General features: G+C 66.2%; 26 protein-coding genes. 14 read left to right on the top strand and 12 right to left on the bottom strand.

Annotation, left to right across the window (positions count from 1 at the left end; all coding sequences use genetic code 11):
• Nucleotides 1-64 precede the first annotated feature (64 nt).
• Nucleotides 65-811 (top strand): helix-turn-helix transcriptional regulator, encoded by a 747-nt coding sequence (locus K3551_RS12000; protein WP_259913452.1) that lies wholly within the window; start codon nucleotides 65-67, stop codon nucleotides 809-811.
• Here K3551_RS12000 and mnmA read toward each other — a convergent pair.
• Nucleotides 808-1,947, bottom strand: a complete 1,140-nt coding sequence (gene mnmA / locus K3551_RS12005) for a tRNA 2-thiouridine(34) synthase MnmA (protein ID WP_259913454.1) — start codon at nucleotides 1,945-1,947, stop codon at nucleotides 808-810. The genes K3551_RS12000 and mnmA overlap by 4 nt on opposite strands.
• 125 nt (nucleotides 1,948-2,072) lie before the next feature.
• On the opposite strand from mnmA, the gene K3551_RS12010 reads away from it, so the two are divergent.
• The 5 genes from K3551_RS12010 (at nucleotide 2,073) to K3551_RS12030 (ending at nucleotide 7,798) form a co-directional block, all read left to right on the top strand.
• Entirely contained in the window at nucleotides 2,073-2,351 is a 279-nt protein-coding gene (locus K3551_RS12010) for a DUF1153 domain-containing protein (RefSeq protein WP_259913456.1), read from the top strand.
• Nucleotides 2,352-2,445: 94 nt separating this feature from the next.
• Complete coding sequence (gene ctrA / locus K3551_RS12015) at nucleotides 2,446-3,159, top strand: response regulator transcription factor CtrA (protein WP_259913458.1); 714 nt, start codon at nucleotides 2,446-2,448, stop codon at nucleotides 3,157-3,159.
• 81 nt (nucleotides 3,160-3,240) lie between these two features.
• Complete coding sequence (ligA, locus tag K3551_RS12020; protein ID WP_259913460.1) at nucleotides 3,241-5,484, top strand: NAD-dependent DNA ligase LigA; 2,244 nt, start codon at nucleotides 3,241-3,243, stop codon at nucleotides 5,482-5,484.
• On the top strand, nucleotides 5,481-7,565 hold the full coding sequence (gene recG, locus K3551_RS12025; protein WP_259913461.1) for an ATP-dependent DNA helicase RecG: 2,085 nt from the start codon (nucleotides 5,481-5,483) through the stop codon (nucleotides 7,563-7,565). Before ligA ends, recG begins: the two co-directional genes overlap by 4 nt.
• A 107-nt stretch (nucleotides 7,566-7,672) precedes the next feature.
• Nucleotides 7,673-7,798 (top strand): hypothetical protein, encoded by a 126-nt coding sequence (locus K3551_RS12030; protein WP_259913462.1) that lies wholly within the window; start codon nucleotides 7,673-7,675, stop codon nucleotides 7,796-7,798.
• Between the two features lie 364 nt (nucleotides 7,799-8,162).
• Here K3551_RS12030 and K3551_RS12035 read toward each other — a convergent pair whose 3' ends face one another.
• Entirely contained in the window at nucleotides 8,163-8,615 is a 453-nt protein-coding gene (locus tag K3551_RS12035) for an iron-sulfur cluster assembly scaffold protein (RefSeq protein ID WP_259913463.1), read from the bottom strand.
• A gap of 67 nt (nucleotides 8,616-8,682) precedes the next feature.
• On the opposite strand from K3551_RS12035, the gene hisI reads away from it, so the two are divergent.
• The 3 genes from hisI (at nucleotide 8,683) to eda (ending at nucleotide 11,631) form a co-directional block, all read left to right on the top strand.
• The gene (hisI, locus tag K3551_RS12040; RefSeq protein WP_259913464.1) at nucleotides 8,683-9,054 is read left to right on the top strand and encodes a phosphoribosyl-AMP cyclohydrolase; all 372 of its coding nucleotides are present in this window, start codon (nucleotides 8,683-8,685) and stop codon (nucleotides 9,052-9,054) included.
• A 72-nt stretch (nucleotides 9,055-9,126) separates the two neighbouring features.
• On the top strand, nucleotides 9,127-10,929 hold the full coding sequence (edd, locus tag K3551_RS12045) for a phosphogluconate dehydratase (protein WP_259913466.1): 1,803 nt from the start codon (nucleotides 9,127-9,129) through the stop codon (nucleotides 10,927-10,929).
• Nucleotides 10,930-10,998: 69 nt separating this feature from the next.
• Complete coding sequence (eda, locus tag K3551_RS12050) at nucleotides 10,999-11,631, top strand: bifunctional 4-hydroxy-2-oxoglutarate aldolase/2-dehydro-3-deoxy-phosphogluconate aldolase (RefSeq protein WP_259913467.1); 633 nt, start codon at nucleotides 10,999-11,001, stop codon at nucleotides 11,629-11,631.
• A 4-nt stretch (nucleotides 11,632-11,635) separates the two neighbouring features.
• Here eda and K3551_RS12055 read toward each other — a convergent pair whose 3' ends face one another.
• Nucleotides 11,636-12,439 carry an isocitrate lyase/phosphoenolpyruvate mutase family protein gene (locus K3551_RS12055; protein WP_259913468.1) on the bottom strand — a complete coding sequence of 268 codons (804 nt, stop codon included), beginning with the start codon at nucleotides 12,437-12,439 and terminating at the stop codon, nucleotides 11,636-11,638.
• Between the two features lie 270 nt (nucleotides 12,440-12,709).
• Between K3551_RS12055 and cysS the strand changes: the two genes are divergently transcribed.
• The 3 genes from cysS (at nucleotide 12,710) to K3551_RS12070 (ending at nucleotide 16,500) form a co-directional block, all read left to right on the top strand.
• On the top strand, nucleotides 12,710-14,065 hold the full coding sequence (gene cysS, locus K3551_RS12060) for a cysteine--tRNA ligase (RefSeq protein WP_259913469.1): 1,356 nt from the start codon (nucleotides 12,710-12,712) through the stop codon (nucleotides 14,063-14,065).
• A 67-nt stretch (nucleotides 14,066-14,132) separates the two neighbouring features.
• Nucleotides 14,133-15,728 carry a citramalate synthase gene (gene cimA, locus K3551_RS12065; protein ID WP_259913471.1) on the top strand — a complete coding sequence of 532 codons (1,596 nt, stop codon included), beginning with the start codon at nucleotides 14,133-14,135 and terminating at the stop codon, nucleotides 15,726-15,728.
• Between the two features lie 4 nt (nucleotides 15,729-15,732).
• Entirely contained in the window at nucleotides 15,733-16,500 is a 768-nt protein-coding gene (locus K3551_RS12070) for a squalene/phytoene synthase family protein (RefSeq protein ID WP_259913473.1), read from the top strand.
• A gap of 3 nt (nucleotides 16,501-16,503) precedes the next feature.
• Here the strand turns inward: K3551_RS12070 and K3551_RS12075 are convergent, their stop codons facing one another.
• A complete protein-coding gene (locus K3551_RS12075) occupies nucleotides 16,504-16,998 on the bottom strand; it encodes a flavin reductase family protein (protein WP_259913474.1) in 495 nt (164 codons plus the stop codon).
• Between the two features lie 107 nt (nucleotides 16,999-17,105).
• Here K3551_RS12075 and speB point away from each other — a divergent pair, with 107 nt between their 5' ends.
• Nucleotides 17,106-18,071 carry an agmatinase gene (gene speB, locus K3551_RS12080; protein WP_259913475.1) on the top strand — a complete coding sequence of 322 codons (966 nt, stop codon included), beginning with the start codon at nucleotides 17,106-17,108 and terminating at the stop codon, nucleotides 18,069-18,071.
• Nucleotides 18,072-18,089: 18 nt separating this feature from the next.
• On the opposite strand, the gene K3551_RS12085 is transcribed toward speB, so the two are convergent.
• The gene (locus K3551_RS12085) at nucleotides 18,090-18,506 is read right to left on the bottom strand and encodes an excinuclease ABC subunit B (protein ID WP_259913476.1); all 417 of its coding nucleotides are present in this window, start codon (nucleotides 18,504-18,506) and stop codon (nucleotides 18,090-18,092) included.
• Between the two features lie 130 nt (nucleotides 18,507-18,636).
• Between K3551_RS12085 and lipA the strand changes: the two genes are divergently transcribed.
• The gene (gene lipA / locus K3551_RS12090; protein ID WP_259913477.1) at nucleotides 18,637-19,590 is read left to right on the top strand and encodes a lipoyl synthase; all 954 of its coding nucleotides are present in this window, start codon (nucleotides 18,637-18,639) and stop codon (nucleotides 19,588-19,590) included.
• Nucleotides 19,591-19,669: 79 nt separating this feature from the next.
• On the opposite strand, the gene K3551_RS12095 is transcribed toward lipA, so the two are convergent.
• The 7 genes from K3551_RS12095 to miaA form a co-directional block, all read right to left on the bottom strand.
• Nucleotides 19,670-20,875 carry an EAL domain-containing protein gene (locus K3551_RS12095; protein WP_259913478.1) on the bottom strand — a complete coding sequence of 402 codons (1,206 nt, stop codon included), beginning with the start codon at nucleotides 20,873-20,875 and terminating at the stop codon, nucleotides 19,670-19,672.
• A gap of 111 nt (nucleotides 20,876-20,986) precedes the next feature.
• Nucleotides 20,987-21,868 (bottom strand): c-type cytochrome, encoded by an 882-nt coding sequence (locus tag K3551_RS12100; protein WP_409197429.1) that lies wholly within the window; start codon nucleotides 21,866-21,868, stop codon nucleotides 20,987-20,989.
• A gap of 11 nt (nucleotides 21,869-21,879) precedes the next feature.
• Nucleotides 21,880-22,350: a cytochrome c gene (locus K3551_RS12105; protein WP_259913479.1), complete on the bottom strand. Its 471-nt coding sequence runs from the start codon at nucleotides 22,348-22,350 to the stop codon at nucleotides 21,880-21,882.
• Between the two features lie 63 nt (nucleotides 22,351-22,413).
• A complete protein-coding gene (locus K3551_RS12110) occupies nucleotides 22,414-22,998 on the bottom strand; it encodes an NTP transferase domain-containing protein (RefSeq protein WP_259913480.1) in 585 nt (194 codons plus the stop codon).
• Nucleotides 22,999-23,233: 235 nt separating this feature from the next.
• Nucleotides 23,234-24,058 (bottom strand): DUF1206 domain-containing protein, encoded by an 825-nt coding sequence (locus K3551_RS12115; RefSeq protein ID WP_259913481.1) that lies wholly within the window; start codon nucleotides 24,056-24,058, stop codon nucleotides 23,234-23,236.
• 79 nt (nucleotides 24,059-24,137) lie between these two features.
• Complete coding sequence (locus K3551_RS12120) at nucleotides 24,138-25,010, bottom strand: AraC family transcriptional regulator (RefSeq protein ID WP_259913482.1); 873 nt, start codon at nucleotides 25,008-25,010, stop codon at nucleotides 24,138-24,140.
• Nucleotides 25,011-25,025: 15 nt separating this feature from the next.
• Nucleotides 25,026-25,907 carry a tRNA (adenosine(37)-N6)-dimethylallyltransferase MiaA gene (gene miaA, locus K3551_RS12125; RefSeq protein ID WP_259913483.1) on the bottom strand — a complete coding sequence of 294 codons (882 nt, stop codon included), beginning with the start codon at nucleotides 25,905-25,907 and terminating at the stop codon, nucleotides 25,026-25,028.
• Nucleotides 25,908-25,941: the final 34 nt, after the last annotated feature.

A 25,941-nucleotide genomic window follows, 5' to 3' on the forward strand; every position in this document is an offset into this window, starting at 1 on the left:
GCAGGAGCCGGGCAATTCCCTCGCAGGTAAGCGACAGGCTTCCGTCTGCGGGGTAGGGTGGGCCATGACATTCGGATCGGAATTGCGCCGCTGGCGCGCGCACCGCAGGCTCAGCCAGCTTGATCTCGCGTTGGAGGCGCAGGTCTCGCCGCGGCATCTGTCCTTTCTGGAAACCGGGCGCGCACAGCCCAGCCGGACCATGGTCGCCCGCCTCGGGCGGGCGCTGGACGTGCCGCTGGGCGGATTGAACGTGCTGATGACGGCGGCAGGGTTCGCCCCCGCGCATCGCCGCTCCGACCTGTCAGAGGCGCATATGGCCCGCGTCGGCGCCGCGATGGCGCGCATCGTCGATCGCCACGATCCCTGGCCGGGCTTCGTTCTGGATGCGGATTGGCGGCTGGTGCGGGTCAATGCCTGCGCCGGACGGTTGTTTGCGCCCCTCGGTCTGGGCGTGGGGGACAGCCTGCTGGCGGCCTTCACCACCCCCGGATTCGGGGCTGAGGTGATCGAAAACTGGCCAGAAGTCGCCCGCCACTTTGCCACCCGCCTCAGCACCGAAAGCCGGGCTGCCGGCGGGAACGCCCTATTGGATCAAGCGACCCGTGTTCTGTTGTCCGACCCGCAGGTTGGCGCCGACACACCGGAAACGGATGCCCCGATCCTGCCCACGATCTATCGCTTTGGCGGGCTGCGCCTGGCGTTCTTTTCCACTTTCGTCACCTTTCAGGGCGCGCGCGATGTGTCGCTGGCGGACCTGAAGGTAGAGCTGCTTTTCCCTGCCGACGCCGCGACCGAGGCCGCGTTGACCTAGTAGCCGCGCCAGATCCAGCCGCCGCCAAAGACGCGCGTGCCATCCATGTCGTAGAATACGCAGGCCTGACCGGGGCTGACGCCTTCTTCGGGGGTCAGCAATTCGACCTCGGCCAGACCGCCGGGCTTGGGCCGCAGGATCGCTTCGCGCGGGGGGCGGGTGGACCGGACCTTGACGCCGATGTGCCATTCCTCGCGGCTGTCCAGCGGGGCGTCACCCAGCCAGTTGATCTCCCGCAAGGGGACCAGCCGCGTGGCCAGCGCCGATTTCGGCCCGACGACGACCTGCCGTGCCTCCGGGTCCAGCTTTACGACATAAAGCGGCTCGGACAGCCCCCCGATGCCAAGGCCACGGCGTTGCCCAATGGTGTAGTGGATCACGCCGTCGTGCCGCGCCAACGCGCGGCCCTGCATGTCGACGATGGACCCAGGCTCACCCGCGCCAGGGCGCAGCTTTTCGATGACTGCGGCGTAATCGCCGTTGGGCACGAAACAGATATCCTGGCTGTCCGGCTTGTCGGCCACCGGCAGCCCGTATTTCGCCGCCAACGCCCGCGTCGCCGCCTTGTCGGGCAGGTGCCCCAGCGGGAAGCGCAGATAGTCCAGCTGGGCATCGGTGGTGGAGAACAGGAAATAGGATTGGTCGCGCACCGGGTCGGCGGCCATATGCAGTTCGGGCCCGCGCAGGCCCAGCTTTCGCTGGATATAGTGACCGGTGGCCATGCAGTCGGCGTCCAGGTCCTTGGCCGTTTCCAACAGGTCGCGGAACTTCACCCGCTCGTTGCAGCGGATGCAGGGCACCGGCGTCGCGCCGCCCAGATAGGCGTCGGCGAATTCGTCGATCACCGCCTCGCGGAACGTGTTCTCGTAATCCAGCACGTAATGCGGAAAGCCCATGGTCTCGGCCACCCGGCGCGCGTCGTGGATGTCGCGCCCGGCGCAGCAGGCCCCCTTTTTGGCCAGGGCCGCCCCGTGGTCATAAAGCTGGAGCGTCACGCCAACCACGTCATACCCCTCTTCGGCGAGCTGGGCTGCGACCACGGAACTGTCGACGCCACCGGACATGGCGACGACGACACGCGTGTCGGCGGGGGCCTTTGGCAGGCCAAGGGAATTGAGCGTCGTATCGAGTGGCATGGGGTCTCTCCGGCGGAGGTCGGGGCCAGATATAGGAAAATCCGACCTATTCTCAAGACCCGCCTTCACCCTCGATTAACGCCATCCGGGCACAGAAGACCTGCGATGAATATCAGGAGGTCGCGATGTATCTTAGAAAGGGGCCGGGCCCACGGGTGGTTACGTTGCCCGACGGCTCGCAGATGACCCGCGCGGATCTGCCACCTCAGGGCACCACGCGATGGGTCGCGCGGCGCAAGGCGTTGGTGGTCATGGGGGTCGAGTCGGGGCTTATCACGCTCGACGAGGCCATTGAACGTTACGAGCTGTCCCAAGAAGAATACGACAGTTGGGCCACGGCTATTTCAACGCATGGAACGGACGGTCTCAAAACCACTCTGATTCAGCAGTTTCGTCATCAATGATCCGGTTTTTTTTAATGCATCGACAATCAGTAACCCAAAGTTAACTATTTCCGGCAAGGCTTAGTCATACTTTGATGCCTTCCGGGAGATGACCATGAGAATCCTGCTCGTTGAAGACGATCCGACCACTTCCAAAAGCATCGAACTGATGCTGGGCAGCGCGAACCTGAACGTCTACTGCACCGACATGGGCGAAGAAGGGATCGATCTGGCCAAGCTCTATGACTACGATCTGATCCTGTTGGACCTGAACCTGCCGGACATGAATGGGCATGACGTGCTCAAACAATTGCGGCTCAGCCGGATCGAGACGCCTATTCTGATCCTCTCCGGCTCCGACGATACGGAAAACAAGATCCGGGGATTCGGCTTCGGGGCCGATGATTACATGACCAAGCCATTTCATCGCGACGAACTTATCGCCCGGATCCATGCGATCGTCCGTCGGTCCAAGGGGCATTCCCAATCGATCATCCGCACCGGCGACGTCGAGGTGAACCTCGACGCCAAATCGGTCGAGGTCGGCGGCCGCACGGTGCATCTGACAGGCAAGGAATATCAGATGCTGGAGCTTCTGAGCCTGCGCAAGGGCACGACACTGACCAAGGAAATGTTCCTCAACCACCTTTATGGCGGCATGGATGAGCCCGAGTTGAAGATCATCGACGTGTTCATCTGCAAGCTGCGCAAGAAGCTGACAGAGGCCACGGGCGGCCAGAACCACATCGAAACGGTCTGGGGCCGCGGATATGTCCTGCGCGATCCACAGGGGGTTTCTGACGAGGGGCGCGATCTGATCTCTGCCTGATCACGGTTCGGGAATCGCTGGAACGCGCGCGCTCGGCCCCATATCACCGGACCTGTAGGCACCGGGGAGGGATCGGGCGTGATGACTGGCGACGCGAAAGACATCGACGCGATGAACGCAGCCGAGGCCGAAAAGGCGCTGGCCGATCTGGCCCAGCGTCTGGCGCGTGCCAATGCCGCCTATCACGGGGCCGACGCGCCCGAGATCACCGATGCCGACTACGACGCGCTGAAACGCCGTAATACCGCGATCGAGGCACGCTTTCCGTCGCTGAAGCGCAAGGACAGCCCCAGCGATCAGGTTGGTGCCGCGCCCAGCGACGGGTTTGGAAAGATCCCGCACGAGGTGCGGATGCTCTCGCTCGGCAATGCCTTTGACGCAGGCGACGTGCGTGACTTCGATGCCCGTATCCGCCGCTATCTGAACCTGTCCGACGACGCCCCGCTTGCCTATACCGCCGAACCCAAGATCGACGGCCTTTCCCTGTCGATTCGCTATGAAAACGGCCAGTTGATCCATGCCGCAACCCGTGGCGACGGGGCCGTGGGCGAGGATGTCACCGCGAATGTCCGCACCATTGCCCAGGTGCCCGAGACGATCTTGGGCGCGCCCGACCTGCTGGAAGTACGCGGAGAGGTCTATATGTCCCACGCGGATTTCGCCGCGCTGAACGAGCGGCAGATCAAGGCGGGTGACAAGGTTTTCGCCAATCCCCGCAATGCCGCAGCAGGCAGTCTGCGTCAGCTTGACGCGTCCATTACCGCCGCCCGACCGCTGTGCTTTTTTGCCTATGCCTGGGGCAGTCTGTCGGAGCCTTTGGCCGACACACAATCCGGCGCGCTCGACCGGCTGGCTGCGCTGGGGTTCAGCACCAACCCGGTCACCCGTCGCTGCGACGGACCCGACGCATTGCTCGACCGCTACGACGCCATCGCCGCCGCGCGCGCAGAACTGGGTTATGACATCGACGGGGTCGTCTACAAGGTGGACGACCTGGCGCTGCAGGCGCGCCTCGGGTTCCGTTCCACCACGCCACGCTGGGCCATCGCGCACAAATTTCCAGCCGAAACCGCCTGGACCCGTTTGCTTGGCATCGACATCCAGGTCGGTCGAACCGGCGCGCTCAGTCCCGTTGCGCGGCTGCAACCGGTGACTGTGGGGGGCGTCGTGGTGTCCAACGCGACGCTTCACAACGAAGATTACATCGCCGGGCGCGGCTCTGACGGGCAACCGATCCGTGGCGGTGCCGATTTGCGCATCGGCGACCGGGTCGAGGTGTATCGCGCCGGCGATGTCATCCCCAAGATCCGCGATGTCGACCTGTCGGCACGCCCCGACGACGCCATCCCCTACGTCTTCCCAAAGGTTTGCCCGGATTGCGGTAGCGCCGCCCTGCGCGAGCCGGGCGAATCCGTCCGCCGCTGCACCGGCGGTCTGATCTGCCCCGCCCAGAGGGTCGCGCGGCTGAAACACCTGGCGGGCCGCTCTGCGCTCGACATCGACGGTTTGGGCGACAAGGAGGTGGAGCGGTTCCACGACCTAGGCTGGGTCCGCGCGCCCGCCGATATCTACGACCTGCAGGCGCGCCATGGCAGCGGCCTGCAGACGGTCGCCAACCTGGAGGGATGGGGCGAAACCTCTGCCCGCAAGCTGTTTGCGGCGATCGAATCTGCGCGCGCGCAGCCCTTGGCCAAAGTCTTGTTCGCCTTGGGCATTCGGCACCTGGGCGAGGTCGGCGGCCGCGATCTGGCGCGCCATTTCAGCACCTGGGGCGCGCTGGCGCGCACCGTGGATGCCGCAGCCCCCGCCGCCGCCGCCCACCGCGCCGCAGAGGAGGCGGTCGCCGCCGATCGTCTGACCGCCGAGGCCGAGGGGCGCCGCGCCCGTGTCACCGAAACCCGCGCGGCCATCTGGCAGGACACCGACCCTGCCGCCCGCGCCGCCTGGGAAGAAATTACCGGCATCGACGGGATTGGCGCGACGCTGGCCCTCGCGCTCTGCGATGCCATGGCCGCGCCGCAGGAACGCGCGGCCATCGATGCGCTGATCGCGGCGTTGGACATCTCCGCGCCCGAGGCGCCGCTGGCCGAAAGCCCGGTGGCGGGCAAAACCGTCGTCTTCACCGGCAGCCTGGAAAAGATGACCCGCGCCGAGGCCAAGGCGACTGCCGAGGGGTTGGGGGCCAAGGTCTCCGGCTCGGTTTCGGCCAAGACCGACCTGCTGGTGGCCGGGCCAGGTGCCGGGTCCAAGGCAGCCAAGGCAGCGCAGCTAGGGGTCGAGACGATCGACGAAGACGCCTGGCTCGCGTTGATCGGATCGCCGTGACCGGGCGGCCCGAACAGCTGTTTCCCTTGTTCGCGGGGCTGGAGACGCTGCCCGGCGTCGGCCCCAAGACGGCCAAGCTCTTGGCCAATCTGAACGTGGCCACGCCCAAGGACCTTGCGTTCACCTTGCCGGCGTCCGGGGTGGATCGCACGCCCGTCGCCTCGGTCCGCGACGCGATCCTGCCGGGGGTCGTGACGGTGCCCGTGACCGTCGGTCGCCACATCCCCCCCGCCCAGCGGGGGCGTCCGTACCGGGTCGAGGTCGAGGATGCCAAGACCTCGTTTCAGGTCGTCTTTTTCCGTGGCTCTGCGGATCTGCACCAACGACTGCTGCCCACCGGTCAGCGGCGCATTCTGTCCGGCAAGGCGGAGCTTTATGACGGCGTTGCCCAGATGGCGCATCCCGATCACATCCTGACCGAGGGCGAGGCGTTGCCTGCATATGAACCCGTCTACCCGCTGACCGCTGGTGTGACGGGCAAGGTCATGGCCAAGGCGGTGGCCGGCGCGCTTTCGCGGGTTCCGGCGCTGGCGGAATGGATCGATCCCGCCCTGAAGGAGGATCGCGCCTGGCCCGGCTTTGCAGAGGCGCTGGCCGCCGCCCATGCGCCCGTTGGACCCGGCGACCTGGCCAGCGCGCATCCGGCGCGCCAGCGGCTGGCCTACGATGAACTCTTCGCGCATCAACTGACCCTGGCCCTGGCGCGCGCCACGGATCGCGCGCGTCCCGGAAAGACGACCGAGGGCAACGGTCGCCTGCGCCGCGCGGTACTGGCCGCTTTGCCCTATCTCCCCACAGAGGCGCAGAAGCGCAGCATCGAAGAGATTGCCACCGACATGGGCCAGCCACGCCGGATGAACCGGTTGCTGCAGGGGGATGTGGGGTCTGGAAAGACGCTGGTCGCGCTGATGGCGTTGCTGGTCGCGGCCGAGGCGGGCGGGCAGGGCGTGCTCATGGCGCCGACCGAAATCCTCGCCCGGCAACACGCCGAGGGTCTGCGTCCCCTGGCCGAGGCGGCGGGCGTCGTGCTGGAAATCCTGACCGGCCGCGACAAGGGGCGCGAGCGCGAGGCAAAGCTGGCGGCCTTGGCGCGGGGTGACATCCAGATCCTTGTCGGCACCCACGCGGTGTTCCAGCGCGACGTGGTTTTTGCCGACCTCCGGCTGGCGGTCATCGACGAACAGCATCGGTTTGGCGTGCGTCAACGCATGTTGCTGGGCGAAAAGAATGCGGCGACGGACGTTCTGGTCATGACCGCGACGCCGATCCCACGGTCGCTGGCCTTGACGCAATACGGGGACATGGATCTCAGCGTGCTGGACGAGAAACCGCCCGGGCGCACGCCGGTGCAGACGGCGACGGTGCCGGTTACACGCATGGATGACGTAATTGCCAAACTGCGCACCGCGGTCAACGAGGGGCGGCAGGCCTATTGGGTCTGCCCGCTGGTCGAGGAATCGGAGGTCGCGGATCTGACCTCGGCCGAAGAACGGTTCCGCAGTCTGCGGGCCGCGCTGGGCGAAGGCGTCGTCGGGCTGGTCCACGGCCAGATGCCCGCGGCGGACAAGGACGCGGCGATGGCGCGGTTCGTCGCCGGGGATACCGCCGTTCTGGTCGCGACCACGGTGATCGAGGTCGGCGTGAACGTCCCCAACGCCTCGATCATGGTGATCGAACGGGCGGAAACGTTCGGTCTGGCACAGCTGCACCAGCTACGGGGCAGGGTGGGGCGCGGGGCGACCGCCTCCACCTGTCTGCTGATGTTCAAGCCGCCCCTGGGCGAGACGGCCGAGGCACGGCTGCGTATCCTGCGCGAAAGCGAGGACGGCTTTCGCATCTCGGAAGAAGACCTGCGCCTGCGGGGGGCCGGTGATGTGATCGGCACGGCGCAGTCGGGCCTGCCCCGGTTCCGTGTGGCCGACCTGGAACGCCAGGCGGCCTTGATGGAGGTCGCCAGCACGGACGCCCGCGCCTTGCTGTCCCACGATCCGACCTTGCAGGGGCCGCGCGGTCAGGCGGCCCGGCTGCTGCTGTGGCTGACCGAACAGGATCGGGCGCTCCGCCTTTTGTCGGTCGGCTAAAAGAACAAAACCCTTTTTGTTCCCCTATGTTCTCATAAAGTTCTTTACAGGCCGTTTCCAGTATGAGAACAAAGGTGCAACAAGAGCAGCAAGAAGAGGTATCTGAAATGGCCCGCAAGATCCGCAAGACCATCCGCCGCGTAGAGCGGGAGCCTTTGACAGATATTCTTGGCGGCGTTTGGCTGGTCACCTTGATGCTCAGCCTGCTGCACCTTCCTGCTTTGATCGCCTGATCGCGATCCCAGTCGTTTCTGCCCGCGTCCCGTTCGCCTGTCTTGCTCCGGTCTCCCCTTACCGGTTCAGGACGCGCCGCCCGGATTGCCCCCCGAGCTGCGCCGCCCAAGGTTTCTGACACCTTCGGCCACTGCCCGAGCGTACGGAAGACGCACCTTACCCGCCGCCTCCCTCACCGGAGTGCGGCGGTTTTTTTTGAGGCAAATGCCTGTATCTCAACGCATCGAGAGGGTGTGTCACAGGCGTTCATGAGCGGTAATTGGCACCTAACAGCCATTCCAAGCCCGCCATCGCGGGGGGCACCCGTCAATACCCCCGAAGAGGCCGCAAATCAAAGAGATGTCAGCGCAGAAAGCCGCGCCTCTAGGGCGCGCACCGCGTCTGGTCGCCTGCTTGATCCAGCGCCTCGACCGTCGCATCCAAGGCAAGCAGGATCGACGCATGCCGATTGCGGAAATCCCGCGCAGGGGTCAGCACCTCCAACCCGTCGAAGGGGCTGTCCGGCACCGGACCCCCGCCGAGCATCGCGCGCAACTGGTCGCGCCCGCGCCGCACATCCCCAGCGGTCAGCCCCAGCATGACACGCCCGCTCACCGAGGCAGAGGCCTGCCCCAGGGCGCAGGCCTTCACATCCTGAGCATAGCGCGCGATCCGCCCATCCTCGACATCCAGCGACACCGTCACCGTCGATCCGCACAATGGCGATCGTTTGCGCACGCTGGCATGCGGCGCCGCGATCGGATCGGTGGCGGGCATGTCGGCGGCAAGTTCCAGAATACGGCCCGAGTAGAGCTTGATCAGGTCGGCATCGGGCATCGGCTTCCTTTCACGGTCTGCCCGGCTTAGGTAGCCCCTCGACCCCGCGATGCAAAGGTACCTGGCCATGACTTTCGACCCCGCAACGCTCCGCTACGATGATCGGGGGCTGATTCCCTGCATTGCCCAGGACGCCGACAGCGGCGAGGTGCTGATGATGGCCTGGATGAATGCCGACGCGGTGACCCGGACGCTCGACACCGGACGCGTCACGTATTGGTCCCGGTCGCGGCAGGCATTCTGGGTGAAGGGGGAATCGTCGGGCCATGTTCAGGCGCTGGTGGACCTGCGCGTGGACTGTGACCGGGATTGCCTGCTGGCCGTGGTCAATCAGACCGGCCCGGCCTGCCACACCAATCGACGCGTCTGTTTCTATACCTCTGTCCGCGATGGCACCGAGGTAGAGCTGATGGACCCTGAAACATCGGCGGAAAGCTGAGAACGCGCCTGTCCGGGACTTGCACTGTTAGCGCTAACAGTGCAATTATCCGGCAACCGCAGGAGGACCGTCATGCCGCTCGATAGCCGAATCGACGAGATCACTGAAACCATTCGCGAACGGTCCCGCCCGACGCGGGATGCCTATCTGGCCCGCATGCGCGCCCAGGCGCAGGAAGGGCCGCGCCGGGCGCATCTGGAATGCGGCAATCAGGCCCATGCCTATGCCGCCATGGGCGCGCAAAAGGACGACCTGTTGGCCGACCGCGTCCCCAACATCGGGATCGTGACCGCCTACAACGACATGCTCAGCGCGCATCAGCCGTTCAAGGATTACCCCGACCGCATCAAGGCCGCCGCCCGCGCGGCCGGCGCCACCGCGCAGTTGGCCGGGGGGGTGCCCGCGATGTGCGACGGCGTCACTCAGGGCCAGGTCGGGATGGAGCTGTCGCTGTTTTCGCGCGACGTGATCGCCTTGGCCGCAGGCGTGGCGCTTAGCCACAACACATTCGATTCGGCGCTCTATCTGGGCATCTGCGACAAGATCGTGCCTGGTCTGGTGATCGCCGCCGCGACCTTCGGCTACCTGCCAGGCATTTTCGTCCCCGCTGGTCCGATGACCTCCGGCCTGCCGAACGAAGAGAAATCCCAGGTCCGCCGCGATTATGCCGAGGGCAAGATCGACCGTGCCGGTCTGATGAAGGCTGAAATGGCCAGCTATCATGGCCCGGGCACCTGTACCTTTTACGGGACGGCCAATTCCAACCAGATGCTGATGGAATTCATGGGGCTGCACCTGCCCGGTGCGTCCTTCATCAATCCGGGCACGCCGCTGCGCGACGCGCTGACCGAGATGGCGGCGCAGCGCGCGACCGAGATCACGGCGCTTGGCAATGCCTATACGCCGGTCTGCGACGTGCTGGACGAAAAGGCCTATGTGAACGGCCTCGTGGGCCTGATGGCGACCGGTGGTTCGACCAACCTCGTGCTGCACCTGATTGCCATGGCCCGGGCGTCCGGGGTGCAGCTGACCTGCGCCGATTTCGACGCTATTTCCGAGGCGACGCCGCTGATGGCGCGCGTTTATCCGAACGGCTTGGCCGACGTGAACCATTTTCACGCGGCGGGCGGGCTGCCGTTCATGATCGGGCATCTGCTGGACGCGGGCCTGCTGCACGAAGACGTCTCGACCGTCGCCGGGCAGGGGCTGTCGGCCTATGCGCAGGAACCCAAGCTGACCGAGGGGCGCGTGACCTGGGAACCGGGCCCCCGCGACAGCCTGAATGACAAGATCCTCAAGACGCCGCAGGACGCCTTCGCCAAGACCGGCGGGCTGAAGCAGGTGCATGGGAACCTGGGCCTCGGCGTCATGAAAATCAGTGCCGTAGCCCCCGAACTTCATGTGGTCGAAGCCCCCGCGCGCGTCTTTCACACCCAAGACGCGGTGAAGGAAGCGTTCCGCGCGGGCGAGCTGAACCGCGACTGCGTCGTCGTCGTCCGTTTCCAGGGCCCGCGCGCCAATGGGATGCCGGAATTGCACGGCCTGACCCCGGTTCTGACGGTTCTGCTGCAACGCGGACACAAGGTCGCGCTGGTCACCGATGGGCGCATGTCCGGCGCCTCTGGCAAGGTGCCTGCCGCCATTCATGTGGCGCCCGAGGCGCTGGATGGCGGGCTGATCGCGCGGGTGCAGGACGGCGACATGATCCGCGTTGCCGCCGCCGAAGGTGTGCTGGAATGCCTCGCCGACCTCAGCGATCGCAGCCCCGCCGCGCCGGACCTCAGCGGCAACAGCCACGGCATCGGACGCGAGTTGTTTGATGTGTTCCGGGCCAATGCCGGACGCTCCGATCAGGGCGCGGGCGTGGTGGTCTGACCAAAGCTGGCAATCTGGCCCCATATGGGCCAGAACGCCCCCAACGATGACTTGCAAAGGCCCCAGAACATGACCCCCCAGGACCAGTCCAAAGCCGCCCTTGACCTCGCCGGACGCGCGCCGGTCATTCCCGTCCTCGTCCTCAACGACGTGGCCCACGCCGCCCCCCTGGCCGAGGCGCTGGTCGCTGGCGGCTTGCCCGCGTTGGAGGTGACGTTGCGCACGCCCGCCGCGCTGGATTGCATCCGGGCCATGGCCCAGGTGCCCGGCGGCATCGTTGGCGCGGGCACCTTGCTGACCCCCGAAGACGTGCGCGCGGCCAAGGCGGCGGGTGCGACCTTCGGTGTCTCGCCAGGTGCGACCGACACCCTGCTACAGGCCTGTATCGACGAAGACCTGCCGCTTTTGCCCGGTGCCGCGACCGCGACCGAGGCGATGATTCTGCTGGAAAAGGGCTTCACCATGCAGAAGTTCTTTCCAGCCGAGGCGTCGGGCGGCGCCCCCGCGCTCAAGGGGATCGGTGCCCCCCTGCCTCAGATCACCTTTTGCCCCACCGGCGGCGTCAGCATGAAAAACAAGGACAGCTATCTGTCTCTGCCGAACGTCATCTGCGTCGGCGGCAGCTGGGTCGCGCCGCAGGACAAGATGGACGCAGGCGATTGGGCCGGGATCGAAACCCTCGCCCGCGAGGCGCGCGCGTAACCCCTCAGACGCCGTAGGTCGCCAGGAGGTCATCGACCTCCTGCGCGCCGATCCCGCCCAGGCTGTGGAAATCGCCTGCGCCGAACATCTCGATCGCCGCATCGCGGATGACCCTGTGCGTCGCCCGCGCCAAGGCAGATCCAAGCGAGATGCGCGCCACCCCGGCTGCCGCGAAATCCGCGCGGACGGATTGCGTCCAGGGCCCCGCCGCCAGCGCATTGACGGGGGCGGACACGGCCTCGGTAATGGCCCGCAAATCCGCCATGCCGCCGGGCATCGGACAATAGAGAACATCCGCGCCCACCGCCTCAAAGGCCTCCAACCGCCTGATGGCTTCGTCGATGTCATACAGACCGTGCATCACCCCATCGGCCCGCGCGCAGAACACGAAATCCGCGGGCAGATCCCGCGCCGCTTCGACCGAGGCCTGCATCCTCTCGACCGCGTGGTCAAAGCCGTAGGCCGTGAAATCGGGGGCCACGTCCTCAAAACAACAGCCCGCCAGCCCGGTTTCCGCCGCCAGCCGGATCGTCTCGGCGCAGATCTCGGGCGCGGCTCCGTAACCGTCCTCCAGGTCCGCCGAAACGGGCAGGGGCACCGCGTCGACCAGTTCGCGCGCATGAAACAGCGCCTCTTCGCGCCCGACGCGCCCGCCATCGGGCAAGCCGCGGGTAAAGGCATAGCCCGCCGAGGACGTCGCAATCGCCTGCGCCCCCAAGGCACCCAGCATCTTGGCCGACCCGATGTCCCAGGCATTCGCAAGGATGAAGGGATCGCCGGGACGGTGAAGGTCGCGGAACGAGGTCATGGGGTCATCTCCTTGACGGGCGGGCGGCGCGCGCCACACGCCGGAGCATGCGCCCTGCCGGTCAGAGTGCAAGGCGAATATGCGTGATCGGCGCCGCACACCGGCCATCGCGGTTGCGACAGGGGGGCGTGCGTGCTAGCGGGCGGACATGGATCGCGTGACCTGCATTATCTGCATCTGACGCGCCCGCCGCACCACGGCGGGCCGACGGTGGCCTGCACTCCCGCGCCCGGCCCCACACCCCCGCCCGACGAACCAGGAGACGCCCGGATGGACCGGCCACAGATGCGCCTGCGCAATTCCATGACCCGCAAGACCGGGGCCTTCGCCCCGCTCGACCCCGCGAATGTGCGGCTCTATCTCTGCGGGCCGACGGTCTATGACCGCGCGCATCTGGGCAATGCGCGCAATGTGATCCTGTTCGATCTACTGTTCCGGCTTTTGCGCCACGACTATGGGGACGCTCACGTCACTTACGTGCGCAACTTCACCGACGTCGATGACAAGATCAACGCGCGGGCGGCGGCCACTGGGCGGCCCATCGGGGACATCACCGACGAGACGATCGGCTGGTATCATGCCGATATGGATGCGCTGGGCAACCTGCGCCCCACCCATGAGCCCCGCGCGACGGCCTACATCGCCCAGATGGTGACCATGATCGAGGGCTTGATCGACGCGGGCCACGCCTATGCGGCGGACGGCCACGTCCTTTTCTCGGTCGCCAGTTTCCCCGACTACGGCACCCTCTCGGGTCGGTCGGTGGATGACATGATCGCGGGGGCCCGGGTCGAGGTGGCACCCTATAAAAGGGACCCGATGGATTTCGTGCTGTGGAAACCCTCGGACGCGGAAACGCCGGACTGGGACAGCCCATGGGGCCGGGGGCGCCCCGGTTGGCATATCGAATGCTCTGCCATGGCCAAGGAACTGCTCGGCCCCAGCTTCGACATCCACGGCGGCGGCAACGACCTGATGTTTCCGCACCACGAAAACGAGCGCGCGCAAAGCTGCTGCGCCGACCCGGACGCGGGCTTTGCACAGGTCTGGCTCCACAACGAGATGCTACTGGTCGAGGGCAGGAAGATGTCCAAGTCGCTGGGCAATTTCTTCACCGTGCGCGACCTGCTGGATCGCGGCGTGCCGGGCGAGGTCATCCGTTTCGTGTTCCTGTCGACCCACTATTCGAAGCCGATGGACTGGACCGAGGAAAAGGCCCGCGAGGCGGAGGCGACGTTGCGAAAATGGCGCGCGCTGGCGGCACCGGGCGGCACGCCCGATCCGGCGGTCTTGTCGTCCCTGCGCGACGATCTGAACGCCCCCGGTGCCATCGCAGAGCTGCACCGCCTGGCCAAGACGGGCGACGGCGCGATGCTTGCAGCCTCGGCCGCCGTGCTGGGGCTTTTGACGCCAGAGTTGGGGCAATGGTCCGAGACGGGGGACGACGCGCTGGTCGAGGCCGTCCTTGCCGCGCGGCTGGATGCGCGCGCGGGCAAGGATTGGGCCCGAGCCGATGCGCTGCGCGACGGTCTGCTGGCGGCGGGTGTCGTCGTGACCGACGGCAAGGGCAAAGGGTGGGAGGCCGGAACAGGCTTCGATCCCGCCAAATTGGAGGGGCTGCTGTGATCACAAAGACGTCCGACCTGGATCACCCCTGGGTCACCCGCTCGGAATACCAAGGGGTCCACCCCTCATGACCGAACGGCTGTACCTCTACGACACCACCCTGCGCGACGGGCAACAGACCCAGGGCGTGCAATTCTCGGCCTCCGAAAAGGTCGAGATCGCGACCCTGCTCGATGGCCTCGGCCTCGACTATATCGAGGGCGGCTGGCCCGGCGCGAACCCCACCGACAGCGAGTTCTTCGACGCCGCCCCCAAGACCCGCGCGACCCTCACCGCCTTTGGCATGACCAAGCGCGCGGGTCGTTCGGCGGAAAACGACGACGTGCTGGCCGCCGTCGCCAACGCGGGCACGCCCGCCGTCTGTCTGGTCGGAAAAACCCATCCGTTTCATGTGGATACCGCGCTGGGCATCACCCTGGACGAGAACCTTGAAAACATCCGCGCCTCGATCGCGCATCTGGTTTCAATGGGCCGAGAGGCCTTGTTCGACGCAGAGCATTTCTTCGACGGCCACGCCTCCGACCCGGCCTATGCCCGCGCTTGTTGCCAGACCGCCCTGGAGGCGGGGGCGCGCTGGGTCGTCTTGTGCGACACCAACGGCGGCACAATGCCAGGCCAGATCGCCGAGGTCATCGCGGGCCTCGACCTGCCGGGCGAAAAACTGGGCATCCACACCCACAACGACACCGAACAGGCGGTCGCCGGATCCCTGGCCGCGGTCGACGCGGGCGTGCGCCAAATTCAAGGCACGCTCAATGGGTTAGGCGAACGCTGCGGCAATGCGAACCTGACGTCCCTGATCCCTACGTTGCTGTTGAAAGACCCCTACGCAACCCGGTTCGAGACCGGTGTTTCCAGGGACAAACTGCCCGGCCTGCTCAAGGTATCCCGCCGCCTGGACGACATCCTGAACCGCGTCCCCCGGCGCGAGGCGGCCTATGTCGGGGCCTCGGCCTTTGCCCACAAGGCGGGCCTGCACGCCAGCGCGATCCTGAAGGATCCGACCACCTATGAACACGTGCCGCCCGCCTCGGTCGGCAACGCCCGCATCGTGCCGATGTCCAATCAGGCTGGCCTGTCGAACCTGCGCCGCCGCCTTGCCGAAGCAGGCCTGCCTGGCGACGACACCGCCGCCCTGCGCCGCATCCTGGAACGCGTCAAGCTGCGCGAGGACGAGGGGTATGCCTATGACGGTGCCCAGGCCAGTTTCGAGTTGATCGCGCGCGAAGAGCTGGGCCTGCTGCCCAACTTCTTCGAGGTCAAACGCTACCGGGTCACGGTCGAGCGGCGGAAGAACAAATACGACAAGATGGTTTCCCTGTCCGAGGCGGTCGTAGTGCTAAAGGTCGACGGAGAAAAGAAACTTTCCGTGTCGGAATCGCTGGATCAGACGGGATCAGACCGTGGTCCCGTCAACGCCCTGTCCAAGGCCCTGTTCAAGGACCTGGGCAGCTATCAGGACAAGATCGACGACATCCGCCTAACCGATTACCGCGTGCGCATCATGCAGGGCGGGACCGAAGCGGTCACCCGCGTCATCATCGACCATGAAGACGGGACCGGGCGTCGCTGGTCCACCGTCGGCGTCTCGCCCAACATCGTCGACGCCAGTTTCGAGGCGCTGCTGGACGCGGTGCGCTGGAAACTGTGCCAGGATCTGTGACGTCATGAGCGATGATCTGACCGCCTGCGCCGGCATCGTGCAGCGGGGCGACCCTGACCGATTTGCCGCTGTGATGGCGGCGCCCGTGGACCTGCGCCGGATGCTGCTGCCGCTTTATGCGTTCAACGTCGAGGTGGCGCGCGCGCCCTGGGTCACGCAAGAGCCGTTGATCGCAGAGATGCGGCTGCAATGGTGGCGCGACGCGCTGGAGCAGATCGGCACGGGCGGCCCCGTCCGGCGGCACGAGGTGGTGACCCCGCTGGCCGACATTCTGGACGCAGAGGCGGTTCACGCGCTGGATGGTCTGATCGAGGCGCGCCGGGCCGACATCGACAAGGGTGCGCCCGAGGGACGGGACGCATTGGTGCAATACCTGGACGAGACGGCTGGCACGCTGCTTTGGACTGCGGCCCGCCTGGCGGGTAGCCAGACCGAGGATGCGGTGCGCGCGGCGGGCCGGGCTCAGGGCGTCGTCGGGTTCCTGCGGGCGGTGCCGGACCTGCTGGCAAAAGGGCATCACGCCCTGCCGCATGGGGACCCGGTCGAGGAGATTCGGGTCCTGGCCGAAACAGGACAACAGGCATTGCGGCAGGCCCGCGCCTCAGGATTTGATCGGGCCGCGCGACCTGTGCTGGCGGTTTTGGCGGGGGCGTCAAACGTGCTGGCGCGCGTGGCGCGCGCGCCCGAGGCGGCCTTGGATCAACCAGTCGATCCCGCACCGTTCCGCGTGGCGGCACGCCGGGCCGCGATTGTCACGTTTGGGCGGATCTGAGGTTCAGGCCGGCGCCGCGCGCAGATAGCTGCGCATTCCATAGATCAGGGGCGTGCCGTCCTCGGCCACGCGCACGGCGCGCACGGCCCCGATGATGACGTGGTGCGTGCCGATCAGATCGACCGCCTGCACCTCGCAATCGAAGCCCGCCAACCCCCGCAGCAGCGGCGCGCCCGTGACGAGGGTGTCGAAATCCACGCCTTCGAACCGCTCGGCCCCATCCACGCCTGTGCGGCCTGCGAAACGGTCGGCGAGCGACTGCTGCCCGGCTTCCAACACATTGGTCGCAAAACAGCCGTTGGTCAGAATCGGCTTGGCCGCCGAAGCGGATCGGTTGACGCAGACCACCAAGGTCGGTGCGTCGCCGTCCGCGCTGACGCTTGTCATGGCCGAGACGGTGACGCCCGCGCGGCCACCCGGCCCATCGGTCGTGACCACGCTGACGGTCGCGGCGGCGCGGCTCATGGCCTGGATGAAATCTTGGCGGAGGTTTTCCATGTCCCGGGACATAGCCGAACCGGAGGCAGTGTCGAGAGACAAGGGGGCTTTCCCTTGTCCACACCGCGTGGCTACCTGCGCGGGACTTTTCCAGATCGGAGGCGGCAATGGCCCTGCAGGACGCGCGCAATCAGGTGGACATGGGTTTCACGCGGACAGATTCCCGCGGCCTGGCGTTCGAGAACGCGTTCGGTGGCGCGACCTCGGCGTTTCGGCGGCGCTACACCAAGGATCTGACGGGATTTGACCTGGCAATCACCGGCGTGCCCTTTGACCAGGCGGTGACCCACCGACCGGGCACCCGGTTCGGCCCCCGCGCCATCCGCGAGGCCAGCACGCTGCAACCTTTCGATCCGCCGTATTACTGGGACTATTCGCCGCTGGATGAATTTGCGGTGGCAGACTACGGCGATTGCGGGTTCGACTATGCCAAGGTGGCGGAATTCCCGGCCACGTTGAAAAACCACGTCGCGGGGATCCTGGACCAGGGCGTGGGGTGTCTGGCCATGGGCGGCGATCACTACGTCAGCTTTCCGATCCTGCAGGCCCACGCAGACAAGCATGGACCGCTCAGCCTGATCCAGTTCGACGCCCATTCCGATACCTGGCCTGACGACGACATGAGCCGAATCGATCACGGCACCATGTTCTACAAGGCCGTGAAAACCGGGATCGTGGATCCCGAAACTTCGGTTCAGATCGGCATCCGCACGGTGAACCCGGATACGCTGGGCGTGACCACGATCGACGCCCGCGCCGTGCACGAGGCCGCGCCGGGGGCCGTGGCGCGCCGCATCAAGGAGGTTGTGGGCGACCGCAAATGCTATGTCACCTTCGACATCGACTGTCTGGACCCGGCCTTTGCGCCTGGGACCGGCACACCGGTCTGGGGTGGTCTGTCGTCTGGGCAGGCGGCGGCGATTCTGCGGGATCTGGCGGGGATCAACATGGTTGGCGGCGACGTGGTCGAAGTTTCGCCGCCCTATGACACCACTGGGGCGACGGCAATTGCGGGCGCTCATGTCCTGATGGAGTTGATGTGCCTTTGGGGGTGGACGCGCCGCAAGGCGTGACACCCATTCACGGGGCGATCAGACCAGTCCTGCCTGCGGGCAGGCGCGGAAAAGCGCGACTTCGGGCGCTGCGTCGGTCAGGTCGATTGGCACCACCAGATCGCCCAAGGCCACCAGCGCGCGCCCGCCACCTTCGATGCCGGACAGAACATTCCCGAAGCCTCGGTCCGTAACGGTCAGACGCGGCCCGGTGATCCGGTGCCGCGTGGTGGAAATCGTGAGGTCCACGCCGTCAAAGCGGATCGCCAGAAAAGGCGCGGGCGGCCATCCCTCGGCGCGGTCCAGGTGTAGCGCGTAGACCCCGCTGGCCGGTTCGAAGGTCACGGTCGTGACAATCCCCTTGTCGTCGTGTTGCAGGGTGCAGATCGGCGTCGCAGTGAACGTCCAGGCGAAGGCTTGGGCAGGCAGCAGCAGAAAGATCAGATATCGAAGCATGCCCCTGAGGTAGCGCGCGGGCGGGATCGGGCCAATCCCGTGCAATGCATGGCGGGGTTGCGACCCTGGGCCACTGGCGCGGCGGCGGGGAATGCCCTACATCAAGGCGACTGACGAGCGGAGGAAGCCCATGCGCGACCTGAAGATTCCAGAGCAACGCCACCCCGAAAAGGCCCGTCGCCCGGACAATCCCCAACCGAAAAAACCAAGCTGGATCCGGGTCAAGGCACCGGTCGGCAAGGGCTATACCGATACGCGCAACATCATGCGCGAGCACAAGCTGACCACCGTCTGCGAAGAGGCGGGATGCCCTAACGTCGGCGAATGCTGGTCCCAGGGTCATGCCACGATGATGATCATGGGCGAGGTCTGCACCCGCGCCTGCACCTTCTGCAACATCGCGACCGGCAAGCCGCCCGAAGCCCTGGATGTGTTCGAGCCTGGTCGTGTGGCGGATGCGGTGCAAAAGCTGGGGCTGAAGCACGTGGTCATCACCTCGGTCGACCGCGACGATGTAGAAGACGGCGGGGCCGAGCATTTTGCCCAGACCATTCGCGCCATTCGCAAACGGTCGCCCGAAACCACGATCGAAATCCTGACGCCCGATTTCATCCGCTGCGCCCCCGAAGCGTTGGAAGTCGTGGTCGCGGCCAAGCCCGATGTGTTCAACCACAACCTGGAAACCGTCCCCGGCCTCTACCCAGAGGTGCGGCCCGGTGCGCGATATTTTCATTCGCTGCGGCTGTTGCAGCGTGTGAAGGAACTGGACCCCGCGATGTTCACGAAGTCCGGCATCATGGTCGGTCTGGGCGAGGACCGGCAGGCCGTTATTCAGGTCATGGAAGACATGCGCGCCGCCGACATCGATTTCCTGACCATCGGTCAATACCTGCAGCCAACGCCCAAGCATCACGCGGTCGACCGGTTCGTGACCCCCGAAGAATTCGCGAGCTATGAGAAGGCGGCGTTCGGCAAAGGCTTCCTGATGGTGTCCGCGTCTCCTCTGACCCGGTCAAGCTATCACGCGGGCGATGATTTCGCACGGTTGCGCGCGGCCCGTCTGAAAAAGCTGGGCGGGATCTAGCGCCCGGTTGCGGTGGTATGGCTGACCCCGCCGAGACCCTGTGCGCGGGCCATTCGTGGCCCGCGATTACCCGTTCCGGCTAGGGGATCTTGACCCAGGGCGCGGCCTTTTTGATGGGACCGGGCCGGGCCAAAAGCCAGCCTTGCGCATAGGACACCCCCAGTTTTTCAAGGGCGTGCCATTCACCGGCACGTTCCACCCCCTCTGCGACGACCTTGGCCCCGGTTTCTTTGCCGAAACGAACCAAGGCAGAGGCCAGCGCGCGGCGGGCCGGGTCGGTGTCGATGTCGCGCACAAGCGCCATGTCGAGTTTCAAGACGTCCGGGCGCAGGCGCAGGATCTGTTGCAACCCCGAATAGCCCGAGCCGACGTCGTCAATCGCCACCCAGGTGCCACAGGCGACGATGGCACCGACTGCGCGACGTAACTGCGCGACATCTGTTGCGGTCTGGTGTTCGGTGATTTCCAGGGTCAGCCGGTCAGGTTCATTGGCGCGCAACAACGGCAAAAGCGCACCGCTGGCCACCGTATCCGGGGCCGCGTTGATCGCCAGGCGGGTTCCCCGCGGCAGATCGGTCAGACCCTTCAGAGCCACCTTGGTCACGGCCAGTTCCAATTCGATCTGCAACCCCGCGATCCGCGCATCCTCGAACCAGACATCGGGCGTGCGATAGGGATCGGTGCGGAACCGGCAGAGAGCTTCGAACCCCGAAAGTCCGCCGTCAGACACGCGGTAGATCGGCTGATAGACCACCTCAAACGCCTTGCTGCGCAGCATTTCCTGCGTGCGTTTCCGTGCGAGGTCGACGTCGGATTCACGGGCCAGTTTCAAATGGATCTGTTGTCGCGCAATGTCGGCGAACATCTCCATCACTTTCAGGTCGCGGTCGTTGAGGCCTGGATTGGGCACCGGTGACAGCGTGCAGAACATGCCATAAACACTGCCGTCCGGTCGGTAGATCGGCAGGCTGGCGTGGCTGCCGATGGGCACCTCTGTCGTGATCGGCATGTCACGGGCCAGAGGGAGCTGCCGCGTGTCCGGAATCAGGTTCGGCAATTCGCCTGACAACACGTGACGGCAATATACCTCATCCAGGGTGCGGGCGTCGCCTGGCTTGAGCAGATCCTCCAACCCCGGGGCGCTGACGTTGCGAAAAACGGTTCTTTCGCCCACAAATTCCGACAGATAGGCAATCGGCATGCCAAGATGTTCGCGCACAGCGTCCAGGGCGCGGTCGATAATTATGTCGTCATCGGATCGACCGGTGGGGTCCGCGTCGAGCATTGTAATCTTTTCCTGAAGCATCGCCGCCTCCAAAAGGTCCGTGCCTCGGGGTTAGCGGTGAAACGCTAATGATCCGCCAAGATATTCCCTCAAATACGCGACACAGGCGAACTATGGGCGCGGCGGCAAGGCCTTGAGATAGGCGGCAATTGCGGCCCGGTCGGCGTCGGTCAGGCGCGCCATGTTGGCGACCACCGCCGTCATGTGTCCCCCGACGCTGTCGAAATCAGGGGTGAACCCGTCGCGGAGATAGGCCGCGATATCCGCCTCGGACCAGTCGAGCGTTGCGGGCGTCAGCCCCGGTACACGGCCCCGGCCCGACGGATCCGGTGCCCCGGCCATCCAGCGGTCACGGTCCAACCCGCCCAGCGCGTCCCGCGGCGTGTGGCATTCTGCACAATGGGCCAGGGCTTCGACCAGGTAGCGACCCCGCGCCACCTGAGGCCCGGTTTCCGCGCGGGTGAAATCGTCCGGAACATAGAGCCGTTTCCAGACGCCCACACCCCGCCGGAGGTTGAACGGAAAAGCCAGGTCATGCGGCAGGCTTTCGGCCCCAGATGGCGGCAGGGTCGCCCAAAAGGCCCAGAGGTCGGCGATGTCCTGCGGATCCGCCAAGGTGTAGGCGGCATAGGGGAAGGCAGGGAAATAATGGCTGCCGTCAGGTGAAACGCCGCGCTGCACGGCGCTGGCGAACTGCGCCAGGGTCCAGTCGCCGATACCGTGGTCCGGATCGGGCGAGACATTCGGCGCGCGGAATGTCCCGAAGGGCGAGGCAAAGCTCTGACCGCCGGACAGAAGCAGCGCGTCCTCCGCGTCCGGGGCCACGTGGCATGACGCACAGCCAGCCGCCCAGAACACAGGTTCCCCCCGCGCGGCGTCACCGGTCAGACCGGCGGTCGCCTCAGGGGGCAGGGGGATGGCGCGGGTCAGCCAAAGGCCGGCCACCGTGACGAGCACGGCGATCAGGCTGATGACGATCAGACCCGCGCGCAACACCGGCTGGCTCAGTTCGCGCTGGCGCGATAGTCGTCGTGGCACGACCCGCATGTCCGGCCCACGGCACCAACCCCACCGCGCAGGGCGTCCAGCCCGTCACCGGCCACGGCCTGCAGCTGTTGGGTCGCCTCGGCGAATCCATCGATTTCCGCCTGGAAACCCGCGCGGTCTGTCCAGATTGCCGGCAGGGCGCGGGTGCCCTCTACGTCATCGGTGGATGTGCCTGCTGGCCACATCGTTTCGTGGTCGATCATGCCCAATGCGGCAAGGTTGTCTGCCGCCGTCTGCGCGGCATCGGCGTCATAATCGACGTTGCCGCGCGCCATGCCACCGACAACACCCATGTTCAGGGAATAGAGGTTCATCATCCCGTGGCGCGCGGCGATTTCCGGCGGCAGTTTGGCATGGCCTGCGGCGTATCCGGCAGCACCGATGGACAGGATCGTGGCGGCGAGGAGGGCGGTGGTCTTGGTTTGCATGTCAGGCTCCGACTTTGCAGCGAGGGTCGCCTGATGGTGCGGCGTCGGGTGCCCTGGGTCAAATCACGTTCTGCGGTCGGCGTGCCATTTTGCCCAATCGGCTGGCGTATCCAGATCGCGAACCGCTCGGTCACCGGGCAGGGCCACCAACTCGGCCTTGTGCCTTGCCAGTATGTCCCGCGCCCCGGTGTCGCCTGTCAGGGCCTGCAGTTCGGGAAACAGCTCGCGATGCAGGACGATCGGGTGGCCGGGCGTGCCGTCCTGCGCGGTTGCGCGCAGAGCGGGCGCGGTACTGGTGCGCCAGGCCTGGGCGACGGCGTCAAGTTCCTCTGCGCCGATGCCGGGCAGATCGGCCAGTTGGATCATCAACGCATCGGATCGGCAGGCCGCCGCCCCCGCACGGATCGACGCAGACAGCGCCAGATCCTGCACGTCGAGCAGCCGCGCGGGCGTATCCCCCAACCAGGCACGGCGGGACCGGTCGGCGGCGGGCAGGGCCACCAGCACCTCGTCACTGACGGCGCAGGCGGCGCGGGTCGCGCGCAGGATCAGGGGGGTGCCGTCGATTTCCTCCAAAAGCTTGTCGCGCCCGGCCATACGGCTGGACGCTCCGGCGGCGAGGATCAGAATGGCGGGTGTTTGACGCATGGGGTGCTGCATAGCCGGGCCATCGCGCAGGGCCAATGGCCGAAACCCGTCCGCAGAACTAGCGGAGGGGGAGGGGCCACGCCAGGCGCGGCCCCGGGGGAAACCGCAGATCGCGGGTGGGAGGCCCGGCAATCCACAAGAACGCGTCCCGGATCAGGCCGGAACATCCTGCCCGACCGCACATGCCGGACAGCGAGGAGTTTTGCCCGAAAACGTTTAAATTAAGGTTAACGGGTCAGCTGGCGGCGTCGATCAGGGCCGAAAGCGGCTTTAGCGCGCCGTGCGCGACCTTTGGAATGATCCGATAGGCGGCGTTCACAAAGCAAAAGAACGCGAAGCCCAGCAGCCCCAGGCAGAGCAGGATCACCAGGAAATTGCCGAATGGCTGCGACTTGAGCCAGTCAAACACCGAATCCAGTCCCCCGGCTTCCTGACTGTTGCCGCTGAATGCCGCGGCCAGCAGCAGCCCGCCGATCACCAGGATCATCACCGCCTGTGCCAGAACCCCGGCCCGCAGCGCCCAGTCCCATTTGCGCGTGAACGGGTTGCCCATCAGCGTGTCGCGATAGGACCGTTTCCACGCCTTGATCCCATAATAGACCCCCGCCCCCAAAGTGCACAGCGCAGCGAAACCGACCATCAGGGGCCCGCCGGGCCAGGACAGAACCGCGCCGATCATCTCGGGGATGCCGCCGCCGCCGCTGTTGCGGCCCAGCGCGATGATCATGGCCAAGACCCCCAAAGCACCGTGCAGGGTTCCGGTCACCAGCATCCCCAGTCTGGACACGACGCCCTTTGCCTCGGTGCCGTAATCCTCCAGATCCTTGACCGCGTCGATGACCCGCCACAGGGCATAGGCCAGCAGGCCAAGACCGATCAGCCACAGAATGACGACACCCCAGGTGCTTTGAGACAAGGTCTCCATCGTCGAAGACGTGCCCTCCGCCTCGCGACCGCGCCAGATCGCCCAGAGAGACAGGCCCGCAACCGCCAGATAGGTCACACCGCGCCCTGCATATCCGGCACGCATGACGGGGATGGACCAGGAATAGTCAGACATTGGGAAGCGCTCCTTCGGGATGGGTGAAGGGGGAACGCGCAAAGGGGGGGCGCGGGTTCCGCGCCGGGGCGTGGTGCCGTCAGGAGGCGGCGGCGCGGCCTTCGCGGCGGCGGAACTCCGACGGGGTCAGACCGGTGGCATTGCCAAAGGCGCGCGTGAAGTACGCGGGCGAGGAAAACCCGAGTCCCGCCGATATGCTGGCCGCGCTGTCATGGGTGTCCGCCAAGCGGCGGCGCGCCTCATGCATCAGCCGCGCCGTCAGATAGCGCGAGGCGGTCATGCCGCAGCTGTCGCGCAGGGTCCGTGTCAGATGTGTCGGCGTGACGTCCAGCGCCTCTCCGATGGTTTCGAGGTTGGCTCCGGTGCCCAATTGCCGCTCCACCTCTTTGGCAAATCGTTCGGCCAGGCGGGCGGGCGCGGGCAGGGGTGTGTCGGGGGTTGCCCTGCCTTCCCGCTCGATCAGGGCCGACAACAGGATGACACGGGCCAGGGCGGCCCGCCCGGACGGCGGATCCGTCAGGTCGCCCGCCTGGGCCAGCCGATCCAGAAGGCCCGCGATCTCGCCCTGCTTTGCGACCTCGGACAGGCGCAGGCGTCGGGGACGGTCGGGCAGGGGCGCTTCGAACAGTTCGGGCAGGCGGGCCAGGGTGCCTTCGGTCATCGCGCCAGGTTCCAGCGCAAAAGGCGTGCCGGGTGGCAGCACGATACAGGTCGCGGGACCAAAGCCGCGGGTGCGGGCGTTGATCGTCACACGTCCCTGGCCGCGCGCGATCCAGATCAGGACGGGCAATGTGTCGGCATGGGGTTCTTCGCGGCGCCACCGACCGGACCGGGCCAGCGGAGTCACCATCTCCTGCCGCATGCCGCGCAGACGCTCGGCCTCGGTCAGGGTGCGCGCTTCGAATAGTCGGATTCGCGACATGGCCACACCATTGGCGAAGGCCGCCGCCATGTCAAAACCTGACCGTCAGAGGCGCGTTGCAGCCAAGCGGTGCCAGGTTTTCATGCGGTTGCGGAACCAAGTGCGTTGACGTTTGGCATATTGGCGGCTGGCAAGGATGGCGCGGGCCCGGGCCTCGGGCAGGGTGATCTCCGACTTCAGGTGGGCGATCAATTCCGGCGCGCCTATGGCCTGTGCCGCATTCAGGCGCGCGTCCCAACGCGGCAGGACGGCGCGCGCCTCATCCAGCGCACCGGCGTCCAGCATCATGTCGAACCGGCGTTCGATCCGTGGATCAAGCCAGTCTTTCGGGGCGTCGATCACCAGCGGAATGGCCTGGTCCAGCGGCACCAATGGCGGCGGCGTGTCCGCCTGCCAGGCGCGGATCGACCGGCCCGTCGCGCGGGCCACTTCCCAGGCGCGCATGACACGCATGGGGTTCGCGGTGTCGATGTCGTCGCGCACGTCCGGGTCCAGTTCGGCCACCAGCGCAGGCAGACCGTCCGCCTGCAGCCGCGCCGTGGCCTCGGCCCGGATTTCGGGTGGTGTGGCGGGGATGTCCGCCAACCCTTCGGTCAGCGCGCGGAAGTAGAGGCCGGTGCCCCCCACGACGATGGGACGGGGCCCCGCAGGCAAGGCGGCCACGTCGCGCAGCCAGTCGCCCACGGAATAGGCCGCTTCGAACGGGACATGGCCATAGAGTACATGGGGTGCCTGGTCCAGATCCGCCTGCGGGGGGCGGGCGGTCAGAAGGGACCAATCCGCGAACACCTGAAGCGCGTCCGCGTTCACGATCCGCCCGCCATGGCGACGGGCGATTTCCAAAGCCAGCGCCGATTTGCCGCTGGCCGTTGGTCCGGCAATCAAAACCGGGCGATCAGAGGCCAAACCGTCTATCGTTTCCAACATCTTAGGGTCCCATCCTAGACCTGCAAAAAGGCCA

Source organism: Jannaschia sp. M317, from assembly GCF_025141175.1.
Lineage (GTDB): Bacteria > Pseudomonadota > Alphaproteobacteria > Rhodobacterales > Rhodobacteraceae > Jannaschia.

Coding starts and splice junctions, on each gene's coding strand:
- K3551_RS12000 (WP_259913452.1), top strand. CDS start 65: ATGACATTCGGATCGGAATTGCGCCGCTGGCGCGCGCACCGCAGGCTC.
- mnmA (WP_259913454.1), bottom strand. CDS start 1,947: ATGCCACTCGATACGACGCTCAATTCCCTTGGCCTGCCAAAGGCCCCC.
- K3551_RS12010 (WP_259913456.1), top strand. CDS start 2,073: ATGTATCTTAGAAAGGGGCCGGGCCCACGGGTGGTTACGTTGCCCGAC.
- ctrA (WP_259913458.1), top strand. CDS start 2,446: ATGAGAATCCTGCTCGTTGAAGACGATCCGACCACTTCCAAAAGCATC.
- ligA (WP_259913460.1), top strand. CDS start 3,241: ATGACTGGCGACGCGAAAGACATCGACGCGATGAACGCAGCCGAGGCC.
- K3551_RS12030 (WP_259913462.1), top strand. CDS start 7,673: ATGGCCCGCAAGATCCGCAAGACCATCCGCCGCGTAGAGCGGGAGCCT.
- K3551_RS12035 (WP_259913463.1), bottom strand. CDS start 8,615: ATGCCCGATGCCGACCTGATCAAGCTCTACTCGGGCCGTATTCTGGAA.
- hisI (WP_259913464.1), top strand. CDS start 8,683: ATGACTTTCGACCCCGCAACGCTCCGCTACGATGATCGGGGGCTGATT.
- edd (WP_259913466.1), top strand. CDS start 9,127: ATGCCGCTCGATAGCCGAATCGACGAGATCACTGAAACCATTCGCGAA.
- eda (WP_259913467.1), top strand. CDS start 10,999: ATGACCCCCCAGGACCAGTCCAAAGCCGCCCTTGACCTCGCCGGACGC.
- K3551_RS12055 (WP_259913468.1), bottom strand. CDS start 12,439: ATGACCTCGTTCCGCGACCTTCACCGTCCCGGCGATCCCTTCATCCTT.
- cysS (WP_259913469.1), top strand. CDS start 12,710: ATGGACCGGCCACAGATGCGCCTGCGCAATTCCATGACCCGCAAGACC.
- cimA (WP_259913471.1), top strand. CDS start 14,133: ATGACCGAACGGCTGTACCTCTACGACACCACCCTGCGCGACGGGCAA.
- K3551_RS12070 (WP_259913473.1), top strand. CDS start 15,733: ATGAGCGATGATCTGACCGCCTGCGCCGGCATCGTGCAGCGGGGCGAC.
- K3551_RS12075 (WP_259913474.1), bottom strand. CDS start 16,998: ATGGAAAACCTCCGCCAAGATTTCATCCAGGCCATGAGCCGCGCCGCC.
- speB (WP_259913475.1), top strand. CDS start 17,106: ATGGCCCTGCAGGACGCGCGCAATCAGGTGGACATGGGTTTCACGCGG.
- K3551_RS12085 (WP_259913476.1), bottom strand. CDS start 18,506: ATGCTTCGATATCTGATCTTTCTGCTGCTGCCTGCCCAAGCCTTCGCC.
- lipA (WP_259913477.1), top strand. CDS start 18,637: ATGCGCGACCTGAAGATTCCAGAGCAACGCCACCCCGAAAAGGCCCGT.
- K3551_RS12095 (WP_259913478.1), bottom strand. CDS start 20,875: ATGCTCGACGCGGACCCCACCGGTCGATCCGATGACGACATAATTATC.
- K3551_RS12105 (WP_259913479.1), bottom strand. CDS start 22,350: ATGCAAACCAAGACCACCGCCCTCCTCGCCGCCACGATCCTGTCCATC.
- K3551_RS12110 (WP_259913480.1), bottom strand. CDS start 22,998: ATGCGTCAAACACCCGCCATTCTGATCCTCGCCGCCGGAGCGTCCAGC.
- K3551_RS12115 (WP_259913481.1), bottom strand. CDS start 24,058: ATGTCTGACTATTCCTGGTCCATCCCCGTCATGCGTGCCGGATATGCA.
- K3551_RS12120 (WP_259913482.1), bottom strand. CDS start 25,010: ATGGCGGCGGCCTTCGCCAATGGTGTGGCCATGTCGCGAATCCGACTA.
- miaA (WP_259913483.1), bottom strand. CDS start 25,907: ATGTTGGAAACGATAGACGGTTTGGCCTCTGATCGCCCGGTTTTGATT.